Source organism: Streptosporangium lutulentum, from assembly GCF_030811455.1.
Lineage (GTDB): Bacteria > Actinomycetota > Actinomycetes > Streptosporangiales > Streptosporangiaceae > Streptosporangium > Streptosporangium lutulentum.
Genome location: NZ_JAUSQU010000001.1, coordinates 7,595,715 through 7,615,875, shown reverse-complemented (window position 1 = coordinate 7,615,875; position 20,161 = coordinate 7,595,715). Strand labels below are relative to the sequence as shown.

Here is a 20,161-nt window from a genome sequence, read left to right as displayed (position 1 = left end):
CGGTGGCAAGACACGATCGTGAGGAATCTCTCGAGGAACAGCTCGCATGGCTCGACGCCATCAAGGAGCAGGAGGAGGCGCCTGTCGTCGCGGCGAAGAGCGCCGCCGTGGTGGAAGACGCCGTCATCTCGCCATACCCGAAAGACCCCTGGAGCTCGGTGCCGACCGAGTCGGACGCGACGTCGTCGCCACTGTTCCGCGCGGCCGTCGACTCGGCCTACCAGCCTGCGAGCGCATCCACGACCGTGATCGTTCCTCCGGCCGAAGACGCCGACGCGGCCGAGTGGATGGAGGTCTCCGAAACGGTGAGCGCCTTCACCGTGCCGCCCCCCAGCGCGTCCACCAAGCAGGACAACGACGGGTTCCTCGCGCCGCTCAAGCCGTTACCTCGCCAGGAGCCGGGTGACGCCGACACCTACACCCCGAGTGAGTTCACCGAGCCCGCGATCCGCACGCCGTACGTGGAGCCCGAACCGGAACCGTCCCGCGGTCTGTTCGAGCAACCCCACCGTCCGGCCGAGCCGGCCGAGCCCTTCAAACTCGTTCCGGCCAGGCCCCTCGGCCCCGACACCGGCTCGTTCGAGCCCACGGTCTCCGAAACCCAGCGGTTCACCTTCGGCAGCTCGGAGTTCGGCGGCAAGGACTCCGGCCGGTCCACCTCCGGCGGCGCCGATTCCGCCTCGGGGACGGGTCAGTTCGCGGTCGGCGGTACGGACTCCGCCTCGGGCACGGGTCAGTTCGCGGTCGGCGACGCCGATTCCGCGTCGGGGACGGGTTCGTTCGCGGTCAGTGATGCCGAGTCCGATCGGTTCACCCCCGGCGGTGCTGATTCCGCCTCGGGGACGGGTCAGTTCGCGGTCGGCGGTACGGATTCCGCCTCGGGCACAGGTCAGTTCGCGGTCGGCGGTGTGGATTCCGGCCGGTCCACCTCCGATGGTGCCGATTCCGCTTCGGGGACGGGTCAGTTCGCGGTCAGCGGTACGGATTCCGCCTCGGGCACGGGCCAGTTCGCGGTCGGCGGTGCCGAGTCTGATCGGTTCACCTCCGGCGGCACGGATTCCGAAGGGTTCACCGACGGCGGCGAACACGACAGAGACCGGTCCATCTTCAAGGCCGCCGAACCGGCCGAGGCCAAGGAGTCACCCAGGACGACGTCCGGGCATTTCGGCTCCGAGCCGGTCGAGCCGTTCCGGACCCCTCAATCCTTCGGCGCCGACAGGCCGCAGCCGGCCCCGTCGCCGGATCGTTCTGCCCCGGATCGTTCTGCCCCGGGTTCGTTCGGCTCGGACTTCTCCGGCCCTCAGGACTCTCCGGGTTTCTCCGGCTTCTCCGGGCCTTCGGCTTTCGGCCGCGAACGGGACACGGCCTTCGGGCCCAGCCGGGACACGCCTTCCCCCGCCGATCGTCCTTCCTTTGACCGGGTCTCTTTCGACCGGGCCGACCGGGTCTCCCCTGACCGGGCCGAACAGGTTCCGACCGGCCGGGACACGGTCTCCGCTCCGGAGAGGGAGACCGCCTTCGCGCCGGGACCGGACACGATCACGCCCGCGCGAGAGCCGTACCAGGCACGCCGTCGCCAGTCACCGGTTCCGCCACCCGCCTTCAGCACCCCGTCCCGGCCGCAGGTTCCGGGTGTTCCCCGGCAGTCGGCGGACAGCCTGGACCCCGAATCGCTGCTCAAGGGCCGTCGCAACTCGCCCGCCGGAGGGTGGCGAAAGCTGATCTACAAGGCGTCGGCAGGCCTGATCAAGCCCGGGGAGTCCCCCGAGGTCCGCCGTCGCCGCGAGCTGGTCAGCCGTGCTCGCACCCCCGTCGCCACCGGTCATCACCGCGTCGCCGTACTCAGCCTGAAGGGCGGTGTCGGCAAGACCACCACCACGGTCGGTCTCGGCGCGACCCTCGCCCAGGTCCGCGGCGACAGGGTCATCGCGGTCGACGCCAATCCCGATCGGGGCACCCTGTCGGACAAGGTCGAGCTCGAAACCTCCGCCACCGTCCGTGACCTGCTCAACGAGCGCCAGCAGATCAAGCGCTATGTCGACATAAGGGCTTTCACCTCTCAGGCCCCGTCCCGCCTGGAGATCCTCGCCTCCGACCGCGACCCGTCGGTGTCCGAGGCGTTCAGCGCGTCGGACTACCAGTCGGTCTCCCAGGTCCTGGAGAACTTCTACTCGATCTGCATCACCGACTGCGGCACCGGCCTGCTTCACTCGGCCATGTCCGGAGTGCTCGGACTGGCCGACCAGCTCGTTCTGGTCAGCTCACCGTCCGTCGACGGCGCCCGCGCCGCCTCGGCGACGCTGGACTGGCTGGAAGCCCACCATTACGAAGACCTGGTCCGCTCCGCCACGGTGGTCCTGTGCAGCGTCCGTCCCCGGTCAAAGTCCACGGTGGACCTCGACCGCCTGGAAGCCCACTTCGCAGCCCGCTGCCGCGCCGTGATCCGCGTCCCCTACGACCCACACCTCGAAGAGGGCGCGGAGATCGACCTGGAAAGGCTGCAACCCGCCACCCGCGAGTCCTACCTTCGCCTGGCCGCCTCGGTAGGCGACGGCTTCGCCGGATTGCAATCCTGAATCCGGTACGGCACGCGAAATCGGGCACTGCGGGCACCTCGTCTCGAAGGATGGACGATGTGCCCGCAGTCTCGTGCACGTCTGGGACAGTGAGAGACTAAGGTGCAATCTGATACGTTCTTCGGACGTGTCACCAGGAGAGCTCGCCTAGTGGACGATGGCGGCGGTCTTGAAAACCGCTAGGCCGGGTGACCGGTCTCGTGGGTTCGAATCCCACGCTCTCCGCTGAGCATCGCAAACGGCGTCTGACCAGGCACTTGGCCTTGGTGAGGCGCCGTTGATCGTTTCCGGGGTGTGCAGCCGTGAGCGGCTCTCGGCCGGTGTTCGCGGGATCGAAGCTGCTGCTGGCCAGGCTTGACGAGGGCTGGAGCGAAGCGGGCGGCTGATACAGGGAAACCAAGGGCAGAATCAAAACCGGGCAGGTGGGACGGTTGCGCCTTACATCGGCCGAACTGTCGGATGTGACCGTTAGGGTCCCCGCCATGGTGATCTCCAATACCCCCCGTTATCCCTGGGGCGACCTTCTCCGCACCGTGAACGACGCGGCCCAGAAGTACTTCGCCGAGTACAGGGCTATTCCGCCGGAACAGCGAGCGGATCCGGACGACGGATTCGGCCGTGCCACCTGGCTCGGCGCGCCGGGTGCCGGGGAGGCCGAGATCGCGCGACACGAGGAACGCCTCGGCATGCGTCTTCCGCCAAGCTATCGGGAGTTCCTCCAGGTCACCAATGGCTGGGACGAGTACAGCCATGCATCTCTCCGCCTGATGCCCCTGGCCGAAGTCGGCTGGACCCGTGATGTCGACCCAGAACTCGCCCGGATCTGGGATCAGTTGGAGGACGATCACGACCCACAGGATCAGTGGTATCTCCATCAGGAGTCCATGTCCGGCAGCCTCTACATATCCGAGTGCATCGAGGGGCAGGTGTACCTGCTCAACCCGCACGTCGTCGGACCGGACGGCGAGTGGGAGGCATGGGACTTCGCGACCTGGCATCCGGGCGAGGTCCGCTACAGGTCGTTCTGGGACCTCATGGAGCGCGAGTTCGGCAGGTACCTATCGTGACTTCGGCGCACCTTGATAAAGCAGAAGAGATCCCGGTGTTTCCGAGGCCCCTTCGCTGAACGGCGACTCACGCGGCCAGCGCGTCCTCAATCCCGCGGTTGGCGATCTCCGCGCCCCCGTCGATGCAGTTGGCGTAGACCTTGAGCAGCACGTCCACCCCGTGCCCCGCCCGCTCGGCCACGTCAGGGGCCGCCACCCCGGCATCGAGCCACAGGGACACCGCCGCGTGCCGCAGGTCGTACGGCCGGGCCGCCAGGGGCGAGACCTGCTGATCGGGGGTCAGAGCGAAGATCCGCACCGCCTTCCACACCTCGCAGTAGGTCCCGATGGAGATCACGCCGCCGCGCGAGCCATGGAACAGCCGGCCGTCCTCGTGGATGCCGAACTCCTCGATGTGCTCGCGGACGATATGGATGATGTCTGGAGCGAAACGTTCTGGCTCTTCTGAGGTTTCCCGTATGACGAAGATCGTGAAATGGAAGCCCGGGAGGTTCGCGGTCATAAGCGCTTTGGTCCTTGCCGAGCCAGAACCTGACCCCTGATCCGGGGCGATCAGGAGGGTGCTGTCATACGCGTTGCCCGCAGTCCATGGAGCCGGTAGGGAATGCCGGGTGTGGCGCGGAAGTTGATAGTTGTTATGACAACTGTTGGATTCATCGGCAGCGGAAATATCGGCGGCACGGTCGCCCGGCTCGCCATCGCGGCCGGCTACGACGTGGTGCTGAGCAACTCGCGCGGCCCGCAGACATTGAAGGAACTGGTCGACGAGCTCGGGCCGAGGGCTAGCGCGGCGACCTCCGCCGAGGCCGCCGCAGCCGGCGATCTGGTGGTCGTCAGCATTCCGCTGCAGGCCTATCGCGATGTTCCAGTGGAGCCGCTCGCCGGCAAGACCGTCCTCGACACCAACAACTACTACCCCCAGCGGGACGGGACCTTCCCGGAGCTCGACGCCGGATCCACCACGTCCAGCGAACTGCTGCAGCGGCACCTGACGACGTCCAAGGTCGTCAAGGTCTTCAACAACATCTACTTCGAGCATCTGCGGGCGCTGGCCCGGCCCACCGGTGCGGCGGACCGCAGTGCCCTGGCGATCGCGGGCGATGACGTTGGCGCGAAGGGAGAGACGACCGCGTTCCTCGACCGGATCGGCTACGACACCGTCGACGCGGGAGCGCTCGCGGACGGGTGGTGCTTCCAGCCGGGAACCCCTGCGTACGGCTTTATTTATGCGGGGGGCATCGAGAACTTCTGGGAGTCACCGGGAGTACCCGCCGACGCTGCGGCGCTCGGCGCGAAGCTGGCCGCCGCCCGGCGTTGACATCCGGACCGGCGAGGTATCAGCAAGCCGGTCGGCCCTTTGGCAGTGCGGGTCCGATCTCCGTTGCCCTCTTCAGGCCACGCAGCACCGCAGCCAATCACTAAGGCCCAGGTCAGGGTGTCAATCCCGACTTGGGCCTTGTTGTTTTCACGACTGTGTTCCACTCGCGTGCCAGATCCCAGCGCGGAAGCTCGGCAGCCTTGAGCGCTCTCGCCCGGACCTTCGTGAAGTTGCCGCGCCGGAGTCGCGCGCCCTTCTCTCCCACGAAGATCAGGCCGTCATGCTCCGGCTCCACGGGCTCCGGACGTTCGACTCCCAGCTACCCCTGCCCCCGATAGATCCTGATCTCGGCGGGCCTGTGTTCACAGAGGACTGCCCACGCCATTCGGCTGCTCAGCGCACGTCCGGGCCGGTCGGTACGCGGTCGGGGAGTTCGGCCTCAAGGCCGTTGAGGAGGGCGTTGAGGCCGGATTCGAAGGTCTGCTCGGGTGAGGCGTTGTAGTCGGCGGCCGGTGTGGTGAGGCGGCTGCGTAGTCGCGGGAATTGCATGGCGACGTCGCTCGCCTTGACCATGGTGTCTTGGATCAGCTCTTGCGCGTTCACGCCGTCGCGGCTCAGCCGCCGGGTCAGGGAGACCATGGCGGATGCGCCGAGGACACTGCCGAGGACGAACGTGAAGACGGTGGCCGCGGCGCGGTCGGCCTCGGCGCCGACAAAGCCGGCCGCCTCGTAGACCGCGAGGCTGTGGTCGTCGTGGCGCGCCTTGCCGAGTCCGTAGAAGAGGTGCGAGCCCAACGCCTGTACCAGCCAGGGGTGCCTGCTGAGCATGGTGTGCAGGCTGGTGGCCATCGCGGTGGCCGCCGTCCGCCAGTCGAGGGTGTCGAGGTCGGGCAGTTCGATCTCGTGCCACACGTGGTCGCCGGCGAGCAGGATGAGGTCGTCCTTGTTCTTGACATGCCAGTAGACCGCCGTTGCGGCGGTGCCGAGCCGTTTGCCCAGGCTTCGCATGTTCAGGCCTTCCAGGCCCTCGTCGTCGAGTAGTTCGATCGCGGTCTGGACGATCTGGTCCTTGGTCAACATGTCGCGCGCCATGCCTCCACGATAGGTGCCGGACCCCTTCTTGCACAAAGTTCAAGTGAGGACTTGAACTTAGTTCAGGAAGTGGTAGGTTTCCCTTGAACTTAGTGCAAGTCGAAGCCGGCGCCACAGAGCGCCCGATCAAGGAGACCCACCGTGAGCACTTTCGTCGCCTCCATGCAGCTGCTCGTCGCCACCGCCTTCGTGAGCATCCCGCTGGTGCGCCACCGCTACGGAGCCACCGCGATGGCCAGTGCCGAGGCCGAACTGGCACGCCAGGGCGTACGGACCACCGTCCTGACCGAGAACGGGATGAGGTTCGACGCCGGCGGCCACGAGACCTGGGCTCCGGTCTCGATCGCCGGGGTGATGGCGGCGACGGCCGTGGTGAACCTGTCCGGCGGCGACTGGGCCACGCCCCTGACCTGGATCTTCCAGTCGATCGTGCTACTCATCAACTGTGTGATCCTCTACAGCCAGCTGACCGCCACCACGTCCGTGCAGGCCGCCTTCGCCCGCAAGGGCGACCCGATGCTCGCGAGCATCGACGTGCCGACCCTCCTGAAGGCGGCCGAGGACGGCTTCCCCTCCTGGACCTGGACCCTGCAAAACGTCCGCCACTTCGTGGTGTTCGGCGCCTCGATCCTCGCCATGGCGGCACTGGTCATCGCGTGACACCTCACCCCAACGGATCGAGCGTCACCGCGATCTCGTCGAACAGCACCGCGCGGCCGGGTGTGCGACAGCAGGCCGCCGCTCTCCCGGCGGAGGCGCCCGACAACACCCGGCCCGCGATAATGACCGCCGAACCGGCGGGCGAACCGCTTGTCGTCGCCGGTCGGGACACGGCGGCGGGAGCACGGGCAGGTCAGGGAGACGCCTCGCCGGGGTCCGGCTGGAGGCCGAAGAAGGGGAGACAGGGTTCGAGATGGTGAATCTCGAACCCCTGGGGGGTGACCCAGTCGTCCTGGGCGAGGCGGAGACGCTGCTGCCGTGCGATTCTGCCCCTGCGGCTGTGCATGGAGATGCCGTCGTCGCGGTAGCCGAGTTTGCGAGAGACCGCCAGGGAGCGGTGGTTGTCGGAGAAGGCGGCCGACGTCGCGTACTCGGCGCCGAGCCCGGCGAAGGCGAGGTGGAGGACGGCGGCGCGCATCTCGGTGCCGATGCCCTTGCCCTGGAAGCGCTGCCCGATCCAGGAGCCGGTGGAGACCTGGCGCGTGACCGCGAAGTCGAGGCCGTCCATTTCCTGAGTGCCGACCACCTGGCCCTCGAAGATCGTGACGAACGAGCACTGCCAGTTCTGAGGTGACCAGGAGCTCCACTGCTTGAAGTGGTGCTGGATCGTTCCGCGGGCGCGCTCCAGCGGTTGCACGTCCGTCCAGGGGAAGCCGAACGGCATGAAATCAGGGTCGTGGACGCCCTCGGCGGCCCGGTCGGCGAGCTGATCAAGGTCGTCGAGCGACGGGAGACGAAGTTCCAGCCGAGGAGTCGTCACCTTGAGAGCGAAAAGTGGCCAGTGCCGCATGCTTTCCGATTCTTTCAGCCCGGATGGAAGAATCGCATCAGAATTACGCCCGGTGTGGGAGAACGTCGACTGCGATGATCTGAGCGACCCGCTCCGGTGGGACCCCGGTGGTGTCGACGGTCGTCGCTTCCCGGCTCAGCCAGGGCAGGGCGTCGCGGTAGTCCGGCAGGTGGTCAAGGCGCCACTGGCGCGCTTCTCTCTCCACGCCGTCCGTCTCGATCCGGTGGATGAGGGTGTCCTGGTCGGTGTGCACCAGGAAATGGTGGAGGGGAATGCCTGCCTTTTCGAGGCCGGTGCGGATCTCCGTCCAGTACTCCTCGACGAGAACCGTCTGCGGGATGACGAGCACTCCGCCGAGATAACCGAGCAGTTGGGAGGCGGTCTCCACGACCAGCCCGCGCCACGGGGGCCACTGCTGGAAGTTCCTGACCTGCGGCAGATCCCGAACATGGCGCAGCATGTAGCCCACGTACTCGGAGTCGAAGATCCTCGCCTCTGGAATGAGTTCGACCAGCTCGCCGGCGGTGGTCGTCTTGCCCGCACCGAAGGTCCCGTTCAACCAGATAATCATGGCGCCGAGGGTATCCACGCGAAGACACCGGCGGCAGGTGATGGGACCTTCCGGGCATCTCTCCGCGACGGCTCCGGCCGACGCCGGTTCCTCCCGGTCCTGCCGGACCCCTCCGTGAGGATCACCGTAAGCGCCCTGGAGGTCGGCCGACGTGAGGAACCCCTGAGGGTTCGATCGTGTTCCTGGCGCCTCGGTGCGTGCAGGGGCACCGAGACCGCGGAAGGCGACAGCGTCCACCGGCGCGTGTGCCGAGTCGTCGGGTCCGTGCTCTCAGGAGGCCGTGATCGCCCGGATACCGACCCGTCGCCGCCGGACCGGGTCCGGTCCGGCCCCGGATCAGGGCTTGTCCGTGCCCGGCCTCAGTACGAGGGATCCGAGATCGCCTCGGCTCGGTAGACGTCCATCGCCTCGTCGCCGTCCTCGTCGACGCCCACCTTCCGCAGCGCCAGCGTCCGGCTGCCGATTTTCAGCGAGCGTTCACCGTTGTTCTCCGTGGACGCGAACACCGACACGGCATGGCCGTGCATATCGCGTACCTGGTCGTATTCGGGGCTGTCGGGAATGTCGAGTTTGATGCGCCTCACCTGGTCTGTCACCCTCTCAGTGTGGGGGGCGCAGCCCTACAAATCGACAGTATGCGCACAATATTCGACCCCATTCCCTGGGAAGGGTTCTGAACGGAGGCGAACAGGCGCCCGCCCAATCGCGGCCGATCGGCATTCGCTAGGGCAAGGGATCGATCACGAGGTGCTGGTCGTATTGGATCAGCTCTCTGCCGCGATCCGTGAGGATGGGCCACTTCGTGCTCCGGGCGCACCAGATGACGTGTCCGGCGGTGATGTCGCGTGAACCGTCGAGAATCTCCGCGATGTCTCCCACTTTGCCGTGGGTGAAGTCATCGATCTTCACACCGGGCGCCGTGACAAGCTCGAACAACTCCTCCTGGGTGGACATGGGGGAGATGGACAGCACGGCCGCCAGGCTGGTCGCCGGAACGCATATCCCGCCACCCCGGAAAAGGCACATGGCGGCAATGCTGCGTGAGTATTCGGTCTTCGCCACGGCGATGTCCACCAGCGCACTTACGTCGAGCACACGACCCGGAAGCATATTTCAGCCCCTCCGGAAATGACGGATGCCGATCTGGCCCCATTCGGCCTCGGACAACTGGTCGACTCCGAGTGATTCGGCCGCCGTGTCGAGGTCGTCCCGGTGCAGGTTCCAGCGGTGCATCAGGGTGATGACATGGGGTTTGCTGCCGATCTCTCGCTGGACGGCGGCATGAATCACGTCGGAGACCTTGTTGCCGCTCAGTCGTGCCTTACGGGAAAGCGCTTCGTAGTCCGCTCTGTCCAGCTCTATCGTGATGGAGGTGTCAGGGTTCGGAATGGTGATTTCCGCCCGTCCTTCTCGGGGCTGGAGGTGCGCCAGCCACAGGGGAACCGGTGTCGATTCCTGCTTGGCGGAATCCTTGTCATTCGGCTGTGACGTGTCCGATCCTGTGCCGTCTCGCCAGGCCGGCAGGGGGTGGGCCATACGCTTGACAGTAGCTGTGAATTCCGGCGATGGCAGCACCTTTGTATGACTTTGTGATTGACCAATACGCCGATCGAAGATGGCACCGGTGTTCACGATCTTTCACGGCGTGCCGATTCTTCGCGCATCGTGACCGGGCCTGGATGTCCTGGAAGGCCCCGGCGCCGGGGATCACCCGGTGAACGAGATGACGGGCGGGATGGTCGCCGAACCGGTCGGTGGAGTGGCGGATGGGACGGTCGCCGAACCGGGCGTCGAACCGGGCGTCGAACCGGTCGGTGGAGTGGCGGGCGGAATGACAGGCGGGGTGGTCGGCGGGGTGACAGGCGGGGTGGTCGCGACGTCGGCCGGCGGGGTGGCGGGCGGGGTGACCGTGGCCGTGCCACAGGATCCCGCGGCCTGCCGCTCCTGGACCATCTGCTCGACCGTCTTGGTCTGGTAGTCCTGTCGCAGCGTGGGCGAGGGCACGGATCGCCACGAACCGGTCTCGAAGACGAAGTGGAAGGCGAGCGTCTCGTTCGGCCGGGTCGTCTGGACCTCCGCGTCGTCGCCGGTGACCGTGACCTCGGTGATGGTGAACGGGGTGCTCGGTCCGGGTGGGGGGCAGAGCTGGAACAGCCTGACGTATTCCTCGCGGGCGATCAGTCCCTGGGCCTCCGTGGTCCACATGTCCCAGAACTCGCCGTAGGAGCCGCTGGAATAGGTGTCGATCACCAGCTGGGCGGCCTGACGGACCGAGGTCTCGGAATGGCCGGCATCGTCGGCCGCGGGAGAGCTCGCCGGCGCGGAGGGCGGGTTGAGCACCGTGAACACGATGATGGCGGCTCCGATGAGCAGGCCGACGACCATGACCAGTATCGCGGCCAACCCACGACCTGTCTCACCCCGGGACGGCGGGCCGTACTGCGGCGAATAGCCCACGTGCGGTCTCCGAGGGGCCGACAGGAACGGACAACATGATCGTAACGCTCGCCGCGCACTGCTGACCATGCGGCCGTGGAGGGCGTGCGGCTCCGGGAGTCGCGACGCGACTGGAGGGCACGCGACGCCGGCCTCCATAATGCGTCCGTGGGTCAAACGATCGGTACGGCCGCCGCCGTCTTCGCCGGGACCAATGTGGACGACATCATCATTCTGACGGTGCTGTTCCTGACGTCCAGGGCGGGCGGGGTCCCTCGCCCCTGGCAGATCGTCCTCGGCCAGTACGCGGGGATCGCCGTCCTGGTGGTCGTCTCCGCCGTGGCGGCCCTCGGGCTGACCGTGGTCCCTGACCGATGGGTGGGGCTGCTCGGGCTGGTGCCGTTCGGCATGGGGGTGTGGGGGCTGATCAAGAAAGGAAACGGCGACGAGGCGGCACCGGTCGCCTCCGGGGTGGTCTCGATCGCGGGGGTGACCATCGCCAACGGCGCCGACAACATCTCCGTCTACACCCCGATGTTCCGCACGATCGGCCTGGCGCCCACCCTCGTCACCGTGGCGGTGTTCGCCGTGCTGGTCGGGTTCTGGTGCGCCGCGGCCTCATGGCTCGGATCGCACAAGAAGATCATTTCCCTGGTCGAGCGGTCCGGGAGGTGGCTGGTGCCGACGGTGTTCATGGTGATCGGTGTGGTCATTGTGGCCGAGTCGATTTTCGACTAAATGTCATATTTTATGTAAATATAGGCGATTAGTCCGAATTTGGCTCACCTTAATCGGGGAACAACTCCCCATGCGTGAGCATTTGAGGTTCTACCGACATCGGTGGTTCAAGGTGTGGATCGCCATGATCGCGCTGTCCGCCGCGCTCATCGCGGTCATACAGGTGGTCGGAAACCAGGCGGTGCTACCGGCGGCCTTCTTCTACGGCGCCGCGGCCGGGCCTGCCGCGCTCCTGGTCGCCATCCACGACCGGACCGGGATCGGCAACAGCGTGCCGGGCACCACGCTGATAGGGATGTTCCTGTTCGGCGGGGGCGTCGCCCTCATCCTCGGCGGATACTTCGACTCGCTTCTCATCCCGGACAAGCACGGTCCCACGATCCTGCGGGTCGGGTGGATCGAGGAAGCGGCCAAGATCGTCCCGCCTCTCGTGGTCGCGCTCAACGGCCGCTACCTGACCAAGGCCGCCGGCGTCGCGCTGGGCCTGTCGTGTGCGACCGGATTCGCGATCATGGAGTCGATGTCCTACGCCTGGAAGAGCATCCACGCCGACGGCGTCATCGGCGCCGGTACGGTGCTGTTCCTGCGCGGTCTCACCACCCCTTTCAGCCACCTTGTCTGGACCGGCCTGATCTGCGCGGTCGCCTTCGGGGTCTGGGAGGCGAGGGGCCGCGTCGTGATCACGCTTCCCATCGTCGGCGTCTTCGTGACGGCGGCCGTGCTCCACTCGCTCAACGACGGCCTGCTCGTGCTCGACATCCCCAGCCTCGCCCGGCTGCTCTTCATCGCCGTCGCGGCCGTGAGCTACTGGCTTTTCTACCGGGCCACCCGCGGCCTGAAACCGGAGGAGATCTTAGATTCGGAGCCGTCCAGGGTCTGACCTCCCGGGGCGGCGCGGCAGGCGATCCGCGTGCGGGTGACGCACCACCGGCCCTTCTTCCTCGTCGGACCGGGCGCGACGCGGATCGACTCGAAGCTCGGACCCGCCCCCGATCGTGGCGGCTGGGGTGAATGTTCCACGTGGAACATCGGCGGAACACTCACAGCTGCGACAGCAGCCACCGGGGACCGACGACGGCGGCGCCGAGCTCCGTGACCCGCTCGCGCAGGCCCCGGTCGGCGGTGACGACCAGGACGTCTTCCCAGGCGCGGGTGTCCCGTACGACCTGAACGACGGCGTCGTCCCCGCTCGCGGGGGCGGCGACGACGGAGACGCCGGGCACCGGGGAGACGTCACGGGCGGCGCCCTCCACGACCGCGGCGAGCCGGGGGAACCACCGCTCCAAGGGGGGAAACCGATCGGGTGCGGCGCGCAGCCCGCCGAGGTTGAGGGCGTCGACCTCGGCGATCAGCTTGGCGGCGGCTCCGGCGCGGTCCTTCCACCATCCGTGTTCGGCGCGGGCGCCGACGATGTTGGCGACGTCGAGGACGACCAGCGAGGGGGCGAGGGCCAGGCTGATCTCCGGCCAGGTCTCGGCGAAACCGGGGTGGAGCGTTCTGGCGGCGATCCGCGCGGGAGAGAGCCAGCGCAGCTCGACGCTCTCGCTGTTGGCCGGGACGGCGTGCAGCAGACCGGAGGCCTCGGCGATCACGGTCCCGAAGGACCAGCCGCCGTGGTCGTCGAGGTAGACACCCTGGATCCGGAGCCCGTCGCCGCTCAGGGCGGCCTCCTCGCGGGCCTCGCGGAGAGCACAGGTGACGGAGTCCTCGTGGCTGTCGCGGGCACCGCCCGGCAGGCCCCAGGTGCCGCCGTGGTGGCTCCACATGGAGCGCTTCTGCATCAGGATGTGAGGCTGCCCCGTGGCGTCATGGTGGACGGCGAGCAGCCCGGCCGCGCCGTGCACCCCCCAGTGCCGATGCCCGCGGTCACACTGGGCCCACCCGTCGCCGTCCTTGGCCGCCATGAGCTCCATGATGCACCGGCCCGTACGGCGAAAGCACATCGCCGGCTCCTCCGGGAGCGGTGACGCGGACCCGGCCTCAGGGACCGCCGTCGTGCGTCATGACGGCGAGGCCGGCCAGCAGGGCCAGGGCGCGCTCGGAAGGACTCGCGGGCTCGGTGTGCACGACGACCAGTTGCTGGTCAGGGGTGCCGGCGACGTTGAACACCTCGGTGGTGAGGGTCAGATCGCCGACCTGGCGGTGATGGATGCGCCTGGACTCACGGGTGATGCCGAAGACGTCATGGCGCGCCCACAGCTGCCGGAAGTCCTCGCTGATGAGGGAGAGCTCCCCGACCAGCTCGATCAGCCGGGGGTCGTCGAGGTCCGCTCCGGCGGCGGCGCGCAGGTGGGCCACCCTGGAGCGGGCGACCCGCTCCCAGTCACGGTAGAACACCCGCGCCTCGGGGTTCAGAAAGGTCAGCCGGAGCAGGTTGTCCGCGTACTCCAGCCCGTCGTGGAGGGCGTCGGCCAGGGGGTTGGTGGCCAGCACGTCCTGCCAGCGGCCCATCACGAACGCCGCGGTGTGCGACCAGCCCCGCATCAGCCGCAGCAGCGCCGGGCTGACCCGGTCCGGTTCGCCCGCCGTTCCGCGCTGCCGCGATCCCGGGTGGGCGAGTTCGTACAGGTGGGCCGCGGCGTCGGGCCCGAGGCACAGTACGCGCACCAGGGCGTCGAGCACCCGCTCGGAGGGGTGGTGTTCGCGTCCCTGCTCCAGACGGACGTAGTAGTCGGTGCTGACGTCGGCCAGCGTGGCCACCTCCTCCCGGCGCAGTCCCGGCGTCCGGCGGGGACCGACGTCCGGCAGCCCCGCCTGTTCGGGGGTGGTGACCTCGCGTCGTGCGCGCAGGAACTCGCCGAGGAGCTTGTCACTGCCCATCTCGCCACGGTACGGCAGTCGCCGGTGGGCCGGGTGGACGTGTCACTCCCAGGTCAGGCCGTACGGCGGCCCGGGACGGGCCGATCCTTCGGCCGGCCGTTCGCGGACGGCCGAAGGGACGCGGAGAGGAGCGCTCGCGCGGGTCTCAGCGGCCGCTTTCGGAGAAGTGCTGGAAGTCCTTGGCCCCCGCCCAGACGCCTCCCCATCCCCAGCCGACCTTCGCGAAGGCCTTGACCACCCGGTCGCCCGGATTGATCACACCGGGCGCGTCCAGCGGGCGGGTGCCGAACTTTCGGGCGTTCTTGTGCGACAACGTGCCGTTCGCGAAGCGGTAGGGGTTCTCCCGGGGGTTGAGGTCGACGGCCCTGCCGTAGGCGTGCTCGGACCAGCTGCTCGACCCCTCCGCCGGGCGGCAGTTGAAGGCCGAGGTGTTGTCGGCGTCGATCGAGTCGAAGTCGCTGGCCTTGTAGGCGTCGACGAGCTGCATCTTGTAGATCGGCCACCGCCAGCCGTACAGGCGCCCGAAGACCGTGATGACGGCGTCGGTCGCGTCCTTGTTCACGACCATCTCGCCGGTGTGCGGCTTGTCGTCGAAGCCCCAGTAGCTCATCGTGATCAGCCGCAGGTCCCCGACGGGGACCGGGCATCCGGGCCGCCAGGAGTACGGGAGCTGCTTACGGGTGACCCGGGAGACCTCGGCGGAGAACTTCGGCGGTCCGGTGGGGGTGGGGCTCGCGGTGGTCGGCTCGGCCGACGGGGCCGGGGCCGGAGGTGCGGACGGCGAGACCGGTGCCGAGACGGACGGCGAGGTGAGTGCCGAGGCGGACGGCGGCGCGAGCGTCGTGGTGGACGCGGCGCACGCGGTCCCTGACAGGCAGCCGGCCGCCACCACGAGCGTCGTCCCCAGGTGCATGACGCGCTGAGACTTTTTCATCTGTTGCCATCCCCCATACCTGACAAACATGACAAATCGCTATTGTATTTGATCAATTACCCGAAGTGACAATTCGCCGCCGAGGTGATCCAGCCGTGCGCGATCGTGGGCGCCACGGGCCAGGGCATGTCGTTGATCACGGCGATCAGCTCCCAGTAGCGGGTGGCGCGAGGATCGTGCTCGGCGTAGCCGCGCGCGACCGCCTCGGGAGTACGGCCCTGCGACTCGGCCAGGAGCGTGAGGATCCGGCTCACGATGGGGACGGCGGCCTCCGACTCCGGGTGCACGCCGTCGTCCACCGCGGCCAGGGCCTCCCGCATGACCAGCTCGTTGACCGCGTTCCAATCGGCGAGATCGGTCTCGTCGGCGTTCTCCCAGAACTCGCGGCCCATATCGCGCAGGGAGGTACGGAAGTCGTCGTCGGCGAGCAGCTCGGTCAGCTCCAGCCAGGCGTCGAGCTGCTCGATCCTCGGTTCGTCGGGCAACTCGGGCACCATGGCCGCGCTCAGGTCGCCGAGCCATTTCTCCAGCGTGGGCCTTCCGTCGGAGACGTCGTCGACGAAGTCGTTCACCAGCGAGGTCAGCTCCGCCGTGCCGAGGCGCCCGAGGGCGTTGAGCCGGCGCAGGTCGTCGTCGGTGGGATCGTCGCGCTCCAGCGTGGCGCGCAGCACCGCGCGGGTCCGCTGCAGCGACTTGATCTGCGTCTCCACCGTACGCAGGTGCAGGGAGAGCACCTGGTGCAGGTCGCGGTCGCCCAGCGACCGGATGGTCGCCAGGTCGACGCCGATCTCGCGCAGCGCCCGGACGAGCTCCAGTCGCACCCGGTCCTCGTCGCCGTAGACGCGGTATCCGGCCGCGGTGCGGCCACGCTCGGGGAGCACCCCGATGTCGGAGTAGAACCGGATCGTCTTCACCGGCAGCCCGGAGAGCTTGGCGAGCCGCCCGATCGTGTAGTTCATGACCTGATTATTCCTGTTGAGTCTCCAGTAACTGGACACTTTAGCGTGGCGGGCATGTCGAAAAAGAAGATCATCCGTGTCGCGAAGCTTCAGGTCAGGGCCGGTGAGGCGAGCCCGGCCACCGTCGGCAAGGACCTCGGCCCGCTGGGCCTGAACCTCATGGAGTTCTGCCGGCAGTACAACGCCGCCACGCAGGACCTGCGCGGGTTCGTCGTGCCCGTCGCCATCACGGTGTTCGAGGATCGTTCGTTCGAACTGGCGGTCAAGACGCCCACCACGGCCTCCCTGATCCGCCGGGTCATCGGGCTGGACGGAGGCAGCCCCCGCCCCGGTCACCAAGTGGCCGGCACGATAACCCGCGCGCAGCTCCGGGAGGTCGCCAGGACCAAGATGCCCGACCTCAACACCGCCGACCTGGACCAGGCCGAGAAGATCATCGCGGGTACGGCGCGTTCGATGGGACTGGCTGTCCGTGACTGAGGCGTTTCTCCCCTAGTAGGCGTTCCTGTTGCTGTCTTCGCCGCCCGTTCGGGAGGTTTGCGGCCGGATTTCAGGCGCGTTGATCGGCCCGTGCCCATTCTTTAATCGAGGCTTTCTTCGAAAAGCATCGTTCCTGTGTTCGAACCCGCGCTACAGTCGGAGGCGTTGGATCGAACGCGGGTTCGGACGGTGTCCGCCCAGGTAGAGGGGTGTGTCATGGCGATGCTCGCGGTTCCGCCGGTGGCCCACGCCCCCCGTCCCCGGGTTTCCGCCGAAGATGACGCGACACGCCGTAGCGCTTTCTACGGAAATCTACGTTGGCCGCTATATCCCGTCATAAAGTCCGAGAGCGTGGACCCCGTGCGCAATCCCTACGCCCCCGGTGCGGGGCAGCGTCCCCCAGAGCTCGCTGGGCGCGACCGTGAGTTACAACAGTTCGAGATCGTCCTGGAGAGGGTGGCCCGAGGGCGCCCGGAGCGGAGCATGGTCGTCACCGGCCTGCGAGGCGTGGGCAAGACCGTGCTCCTCAACACCTTCAAATCGATGGCCATGCAGCGGCTGTGGGGCACCGGGAAGATCGAGGCCCGGCCCGAGCAGTCGATCCGGCGTCCGGTGGCCGCGGCCCTTCACATGGCGATCCGCGAGCTGGCCCCTCGCCATCGGGCGCCCGAGCGCATCGAGGAGTTCCTCGGCGTGCTCAAGGCGTTCGCGATGCGTGATCCGTCCGCGGCCAAGGGCACCTCACACTGGTCTCCCGCGATCGACGTGCCCGCGGGGCGGGGCCGTGCCGACTCCGGAGATCTGGAGATCGACCTCACCGAGTTGTTCGTCGACGCCGCCGCGGTGGCCACCGACCTGGGCGTCGGCATCGCGCTGTTCATCGACGAGATGCAGGACGTGCAGGCCCCCGACGTCTCGGCGCTCTGCGCGGCCTGCCATGAGCTCTCCCAGAGCGGCGGCCCGTTGATCGTGGTCGGTGCCGGCCTGCCGCACCTGCCCAGCGTGCTGTCGGCCAGCAAGAGCTACTCCGAGCGACTGTTCCGCTATGCCAGGATCGACCGGCTCGACCGTGAGGCGGCGGACCTGGCGCTCATCGCCCCGGCGGAGAGCGAGGGGGTGGAATTCACCCAGGAGGCCCTCGACGCGCTCTACGAGGCGGCCGACGGCTACCCCTACTTCGTCCAGGCCTACGGCAAGGTCGCCTGGGACCTGGCACTGCGCAGTCCGATCACCGCCGACGACATCCGGGTCTCCGCGCCGGAGGCGGAGGAGGAGCTCGCGGTCGGCTTCTTCGGCAGTCGCTACGAGCGGGCCACCCCGGCCGAGCGCGACTACATGCACGCCATGGCCTCCATCGGTGACGAGCCCGTGGCCACCTCCGAGGTGGCCGACGGCCTCGGCCGCAAACCGTCGAGCCTCTCCCCGGCCCGAGACAGCCTCATCAAGAAGGGGCTGATCTACAGCGCCGAGCGTGGGCTGATCGCTTTCACCGTTCCACATTTCGGAAAGTTTCTTCGTTCCCAGCCAGTCTGAACACATGTTCGATATAGTGTGAGAGACTCCTAGTCCTCTATATGGCTCTCTAGTGGGGAAGCTAGAGAGCCATATAGAGCTGAATGATGCTGAGCTAAAGAAATCTAAGGGTTTCTAGCGTCACGCCGATATGGGGAGAGAATCCGGCAGAGGCTTCGCCTTGACCGGCCGGCCGTCGATGTCGACCAGGGCCACCCGCACGGCCGGATGCCGCCCGCTCAGATAGATCGCGAAGACCACGTCCACCGATTCGCCGGTGTGGCTGCGCCCCGGATAGGCAAAGAACCGCCAGCAGAGTTCCCGCCAGCTGTCGGCCGGGTCCGTGCTCGACAGGAGGTGTTCGTGTGAATGCCAGGTCTTGCTCGCGCGCAGGCGGTTGAGCGCGGTGGCGGTGTCCAGAGACCGCTGCTCGCAGGGGGCGCGATACCTGAGCCGGGCGGCTCCCTCCTCGATCTCCGGTGAGAGGGCGAGGAGCACCAGCAATCCACCGAGCGCGGCCGGCGCATGGGCCCACGTGATGCCGGTCAGGATCGACCAGCCGGTGGCCTCGGGGAGCTGGAGCAGTCCCGCGGCCATGGCGGTCAGGACAACGGTGCGGCCCAGCGAGCGCAGTCCCACGGGGGTGGCGCTGACCTCGCCGAAACAGCCGCAGCCCACATCCGGGCGGCGGCGGCGCAGCTCCCAGAGAACATAGGTGGACACCGCGAAGAACGCGGTCGTGCCCCACCGGAAGAACGGAAGGTCGGTCGCCAGCAGACCGACCAGAAGAAACAGCTCCCCGAACGCGCAGCACATCATCGCGGGCTTGTGCCAGCGTTCGGCCACCAGCACCGCCGGCCCGAGCTTGCTCAGCGCGCCCGGTTCGGCCCCGCGCGCCGCCGTCCAGATCTTGGCGACCGTGCCCGCCGCCAGCAGCAGGATCAGAACAGGAAGTTGTGCGGCGGCAATCGTCGTCAGCATCTGCGTCACCCCAATCCGAGCCGGACGTTGAAGCACCCGTTGGTCAGGTCACCGCCGAGTTCCACGAAAGAGGTCGGCGACAACTCCACGATCCGGCCACGTGGGGAGGTTCCGCACTCCAGGCACCGGTCGCAGAACCGACCGGCCATACAACCGCACGCCACGATCGGCAGGACCGAGGTGCGTCCCGCGCACACGTTGCGCACGTTGAGCATCGAGCCCAACGCGAGATAGGGCAGACCCGCGCAGGACACCCCCGTCTCGTCACAGGCCGTGTCGGACCGCTCCAACATGGGATACGCGGCTCCCCGTTCGTCGAAGTCGAAGGAGTCCGACCAGGTGGCCGTGCCCGAGATCCGTGACTGCACGCCGCTGTAGCCGAGAGGGGGCGGCGGCACGGCCGTCCACCGGTAGGGCGGCTGCGAGGTCGCCGGCAGGCGTGCCTGGGTCACGTCGTCCTCGCGGATCCCGATGGCGTCGAACAGATAGCCGGGTTCGAACTGCGGATGCCGGACCCGTAGCCGCCCCGAGGCGCGGTAGGGGATGACGATCGTGCGCCGTCCCCGATGCGGCCCGCAGTACAGCTCCACGACGCGGTCCTTGCCGTCGGTGCCGATGGACTGGATCGCCCCGGTCATCCTGGTGACGTCCGCCCAGATCCGCTCCACGACCCGGCCGGCCCGCAGCGCTCTGATGATCACATTGGAGCCCCTCGGCAGGTCGGCCGGATTGACGGTCTCGCCGCGCCAGGCGGTCGCCCATGGCGCGATGACGAGCCGCTCCTCGCGACCCTCGGGCGTGTCAATGATGATCAGATGGGGGCTGATGTCCAGGATCTCGCCGGTGACCGACTGGAGGAGCTCACCTTCACCGGGAGCCGGTCCCGGCTCCTGGACGGTCCGGCCAAGCGCGGCAGCCGCCAGGACGCGGCGGCGGTCAGCGCTGCGATAGGGCATTGTCGCTCTCCATGTTCGGCGAGGTGTTTCAGCCAGCGTCACATGCTTCGCGCAGTCCCGCTGTTCGCTCCACCAATAAATACGGCAGGTGTCCGACCATGTACTAGAGTTCCCCCCCTTCGTAGAACGCATTGCACCCATTTATCGTCAAAGTCACGCCTAGGGTTCCTTGGGGTCCTCACCGCTCAACAATGCCGATCTTTGCCGTTGG

Annotated in this window: 22 protein-coding genes and 1 tRNA gene; 9 read left to right on the top strand and 14 right to left on the bottom strand. The window is 67.7% G+C overall.

From position 1 onward, the window contains the following. Positions 1-2 precede the first annotated feature (2 nt). From J2853_RS34245 to J2853_RS34235, 3 genes are all read left to right on the top strand, one after another. Positions 3-2,576, top strand: coding sequence for a nucleotide-binding protein (locus J2853_RS34245; RefSeq protein ID WP_307564838.1), 2,574 nt, complete (start codon positions 3-5; stop codon positions 2,574-2,576). Between the two features lie 136 nt (positions 2,577-2,712). After that, positions 2,713-2,801, top strand: a tRNA-Ser gene (locus tag J2853_RS34240). A gap of 257 nt (positions 2,802-3,058) precedes the next feature. Next, on the top strand, positions 3,059-3,643 hold the full coding sequence (locus J2853_RS34235) for an SMI1/KNR4 family protein (protein WP_307564837.1): 585 nt from the start codon (positions 3,059-3,061) through the stop codon (positions 3,641-3,643). Positions 3,644-3,710: 67 nt separating this feature from the next. On the opposite strand, the gene J2853_RS34230 is transcribed toward J2853_RS34235, so the two are convergent. Then, entirely contained in the window at positions 3,711-4,145 is a 435-nt protein-coding gene (locus J2853_RS34230) for a site-specific integrase (protein ID WP_307564836.1), read from the bottom strand. Between the two features lie 135 nt (positions 4,146-4,280). On the opposite strand from J2853_RS34230, the gene J2853_RS34225 reads away from it, so the two are divergent. Beyond that, complete coding sequence (locus J2853_RS34225) at positions 4,281-4,961, top strand: NADPH-dependent F420 reductase (RefSeq protein ID WP_307564835.1); 681 nt, start codon at positions 4,281-4,283, stop codon at positions 4,959-4,961. A gap of 393 nt (positions 4,962-5,354) precedes the next feature. Here J2853_RS34225 and J2853_RS34220 read toward each other — a convergent pair whose 3' ends face one another. After that, a complete protein-coding gene (locus tag J2853_RS34220; protein WP_307564834.1) occupies positions 5,355-6,053 on the bottom strand; it encodes a TetR/AcrR family transcriptional regulator in 699 nt (232 codons plus the stop codon). A gap of 141 nt (positions 6,054-6,194) precedes the next feature. Between J2853_RS34220 and J2853_RS34215 the strand changes: the two genes are divergently transcribed. Beyond that, positions 6,195-6,713, top strand: a complete 519-nt coding sequence (locus J2853_RS34215; protein WP_307564833.1) for a hypothetical protein — start codon at positions 6,195-6,197, stop codon at positions 6,711-6,713. Between the two features lie 193 nt (positions 6,714-6,906). Here the strand turns inward: J2853_RS34215 and J2853_RS34210 are convergent, their stop codons facing one another. The 6 genes from J2853_RS34210 to J2853_RS34185 all read right to left on the bottom strand — a co-directional run bounded on the left by J2853_RS34210 (position 6,907) and on the right by J2853_RS34185 (position 10,537). Then, positions 6,907-7,533, bottom strand: a complete 627-nt coding sequence (locus tag J2853_RS34210) for a GNAT family N-acetyltransferase (RefSeq protein WP_307564832.1) — start codon at positions 7,531-7,533, stop codon at positions 6,907-6,909. A gap of 73 nt (positions 7,534-7,606) precedes the next feature. Next, complete coding sequence (locus J2853_RS34205) at positions 7,607-8,134, bottom strand: P-loop nucleotide/nucleoside kinase family protein (protein ID WP_307564831.1); 528 nt, start codon at positions 8,132-8,134, stop codon at positions 7,607-7,609. Between the two features lie 359 nt (positions 8,135-8,493). Next, positions 8,494-8,730, bottom strand: a complete 237-nt coding sequence (locus tag J2853_RS34200; RefSeq protein WP_307564830.1) for a hypothetical protein — start codon at positions 8,728-8,730, stop codon at positions 8,494-8,496. Positions 8,731-8,857: 127 nt separating this feature from the next. Beyond that, positions 8,858-9,229 carry a hypothetical protein gene (locus J2853_RS34195; protein WP_307564829.1) on the bottom strand — a complete coding sequence of 124 codons (372 nt, stop codon included), beginning with the start codon at positions 9,227-9,229 and terminating at the stop codon, positions 8,858-8,860. Positions 9,230-9,247: 18 nt separating this feature from the next. Further along, positions 9,248-9,670, bottom strand: a complete 423-nt coding sequence (locus tag J2853_RS34190) for a hypothetical protein (protein ID WP_307564828.1) — start codon at positions 9,668-9,670, stop codon at positions 9,248-9,250. Between the two features lie 171 nt (positions 9,671-9,841). Next, complete coding sequence (locus tag J2853_RS34185; protein ID WP_307564827.1) at positions 9,842-10,537, bottom strand: hypothetical protein; 696 nt, start codon at positions 10,535-10,537, stop codon at positions 9,842-9,844. A gap of 201 nt (positions 10,538-10,738) precedes the next feature. Here J2853_RS34185 and J2853_RS34180 point away from each other — a divergent pair, with 201 nt between their 5' ends. Both J2853_RS34180 and J2853_RS34175 read left to right on the top strand, forming a co-directional pair. Then, a complete protein-coding gene (locus J2853_RS34180) occupies positions 10,739-11,308 on the top strand; it encodes a cadmium resistance transporter (RefSeq protein ID WP_307564826.1) in 570 nt (189 codons plus the stop codon). 70 nt (positions 11,309-11,378) lie between these two features. Further along, the gene (locus J2853_RS34175) at positions 11,379-12,188 is read left to right on the top strand and encodes a PrsW family glutamic-type intramembrane protease (RefSeq protein ID WP_307564825.1); all 810 of its coding nucleotides are present in this window, start codon (positions 11,379-11,381) and stop codon (positions 12,186-12,188) included. Positions 12,189-12,348: 160 nt separating this feature from the next. Here the strand turns inward: J2853_RS34175 and J2853_RS34170 are convergent, their stop codons facing one another. The 4 genes from J2853_RS34170 to J2853_RS34155 form a co-directional block, all read right to left on the bottom strand. Continuing rightward, on the bottom strand, positions 12,349-13,212 hold the full coding sequence (locus J2853_RS34170; RefSeq protein ID WP_307564823.1) for an NUDIX hydrolase: 864 nt from the start codon (positions 13,210-13,212) through the stop codon (positions 12,349-12,351). 76 nt (positions 13,213-13,288) lie between these two features. After that, positions 13,289-14,128, bottom strand: coding sequence for a helix-turn-helix transcriptional regulator (locus tag J2853_RS34165; protein WP_307564822.1), 840 nt, complete (start codon positions 14,126-14,128; stop codon positions 13,289-13,291). A gap of 145 nt (positions 14,129-14,273) precedes the next feature. Continuing rightward, complete coding sequence (locus J2853_RS34160) at positions 14,274-15,062, bottom strand: M15 family metallopeptidase (RefSeq protein WP_307564821.1); 789 nt, start codon at positions 15,060-15,062, stop codon at positions 14,274-14,276. A gap of 56 nt (positions 15,063-15,118) precedes the next feature. Next, positions 15,119-16,021, bottom strand: a complete 903-nt coding sequence (locus J2853_RS34155; RefSeq protein ID WP_307564820.1) for a MerR family transcriptional regulator — start codon at positions 16,019-16,021, stop codon at positions 15,119-15,121. A 54-nt stretch (positions 16,022-16,075) separates the two neighbouring features. Between J2853_RS34155 and rplK the strand changes: the two genes are divergently transcribed. Further along, a complete protein-coding gene (rplK, locus tag J2853_RS34150) occupies positions 16,076-16,501 on the top strand; it encodes a 50S ribosomal protein L11 (RefSeq protein WP_307564819.1) in 426 nt (141 codons plus the stop codon). 351 nt (positions 16,502-16,852) lie between these two features. Continuing rightward, the gene (locus tag J2853_RS34145) at positions 16,853-18,034 is read left to right on the top strand and encodes an ATP-binding protein (RefSeq protein WP_307564817.1); all 1,182 of its coding nucleotides are present in this window, start codon (positions 16,853-16,855) and stop codon (positions 18,032-18,034) included. A gap of 120 nt (positions 18,035-18,154) precedes the next feature. Here the strand turns inward: J2853_RS34145 and J2853_RS34140 are convergent, their stop codons facing one another. Both J2853_RS34140 and J2853_RS34135 read right to left on the bottom strand, forming a co-directional pair. After that, the gene (locus tag J2853_RS34140) at positions 18,155-18,994 is read right to left on the bottom strand and encodes a MauE/DoxX family redox-associated membrane protein (protein ID WP_307564816.1); all 840 of its coding nucleotides are present in this window, start codon (positions 18,992-18,994) and stop codon (positions 18,155-18,157) included. Between the two features lie 5 nt (positions 18,995-18,999). After that, positions 19,000-19,950 carry a hypothetical protein gene (locus J2853_RS34135; RefSeq protein ID WP_307564815.1) on the bottom strand — a complete coding sequence of 317 codons (951 nt, stop codon included), beginning with the start codon at positions 19,948-19,950 and terminating at the stop codon, positions 19,000-19,002. Between the last annotated feature and the right edge of the window lie 211 nt (positions 19,951-20,161).

Coding starts and splice junctions, on each gene's coding strand:
- J2853_RS34165 (WP_307564822.1), bottom strand. CDS start 14,128: ATGGGCAGTGACAAGCTCCTCGGCGAGTTCCTGCGCGCACGACGCGAG.
- J2853_RS34205 (WP_307564831.1), bottom strand. CDS start 8,134: ATGATTATCTGGTTGAACGGGACCTTCGGTGCGGGCAAGACGACCACC.
- J2853_RS34170 (WP_307564823.1), bottom strand. CDS start 13,212: ATGGCGGCCAAGGACGGCGACGGGTGGGCCCAGTGTGACCGCGGGCAT.
- J2853_RS34230 (WP_307564836.1), bottom strand. CDS start 4,145: ATGACCGCGAACCTCCCGGGCTTCCATTTCACGATCTTCGTCATACGG.
- J2853_RS34235 (WP_307564837.1), top strand. CDS start 3,059: ATGGTGATCTCCAATACCCCCCGTTATCCCTGGGGCGACCTTCTCCGC.
- J2853_RS34140 (WP_307564816.1), bottom strand. CDS start 18,994: ATGCTGACGACGATTGCCGCCGCACAACTTCCTGTTCTGATCCTGCTG.
- J2853_RS34135 (WP_307564815.1), bottom strand. CDS start 19,950: ATGCCCTATCGCAGCGCTGACCGCCGCCGCGTCCTGGCGGCTGCCGCG.
- J2853_RS34160 (WP_307564821.1), bottom strand. CDS start 15,062: ATGAAAAAGTCTCAGCGCGTCATGCACCTGGGGACGACGCTCGTGGTG.
- J2853_RS34190 (WP_307564828.1), bottom strand. CDS start 9,670: ATGGCCCACCCCCTGCCGGCCTGGCGAGACGGCACAGGATCGGACACG.
- J2853_RS34155 (WP_307564820.1), bottom strand. CDS start 16,021: ATGAACTACACGATCGGGCGGCTCGCCAAGCTCTCCGGGCTGCCGGTG.
- J2853_RS34220 (WP_307564834.1), bottom strand. CDS start 6,053: ATGGCGCGCGACATGTTGACCAAGGACCAGATCGTCCAGACCGCGATC.
- rplK (WP_307564819.1), top strand. CDS start 16,076: ATGTCGAAAAAGAAGATCATCCGTGTCGCGAAGCTTCAGGTCAGGGCC.
- J2853_RS34225 (WP_307564835.1), top strand. CDS start 4,281: ATGACAACTGTTGGATTCATCGGCAGCGGAAATATCGGCGGCACGGTC.
- J2853_RS34175 (WP_307564825.1), top strand. CDS start 11,379: ATGCGTGAGCATTTGAGGTTCTACCGACATCGGTGGTTCAAGGTGTGG.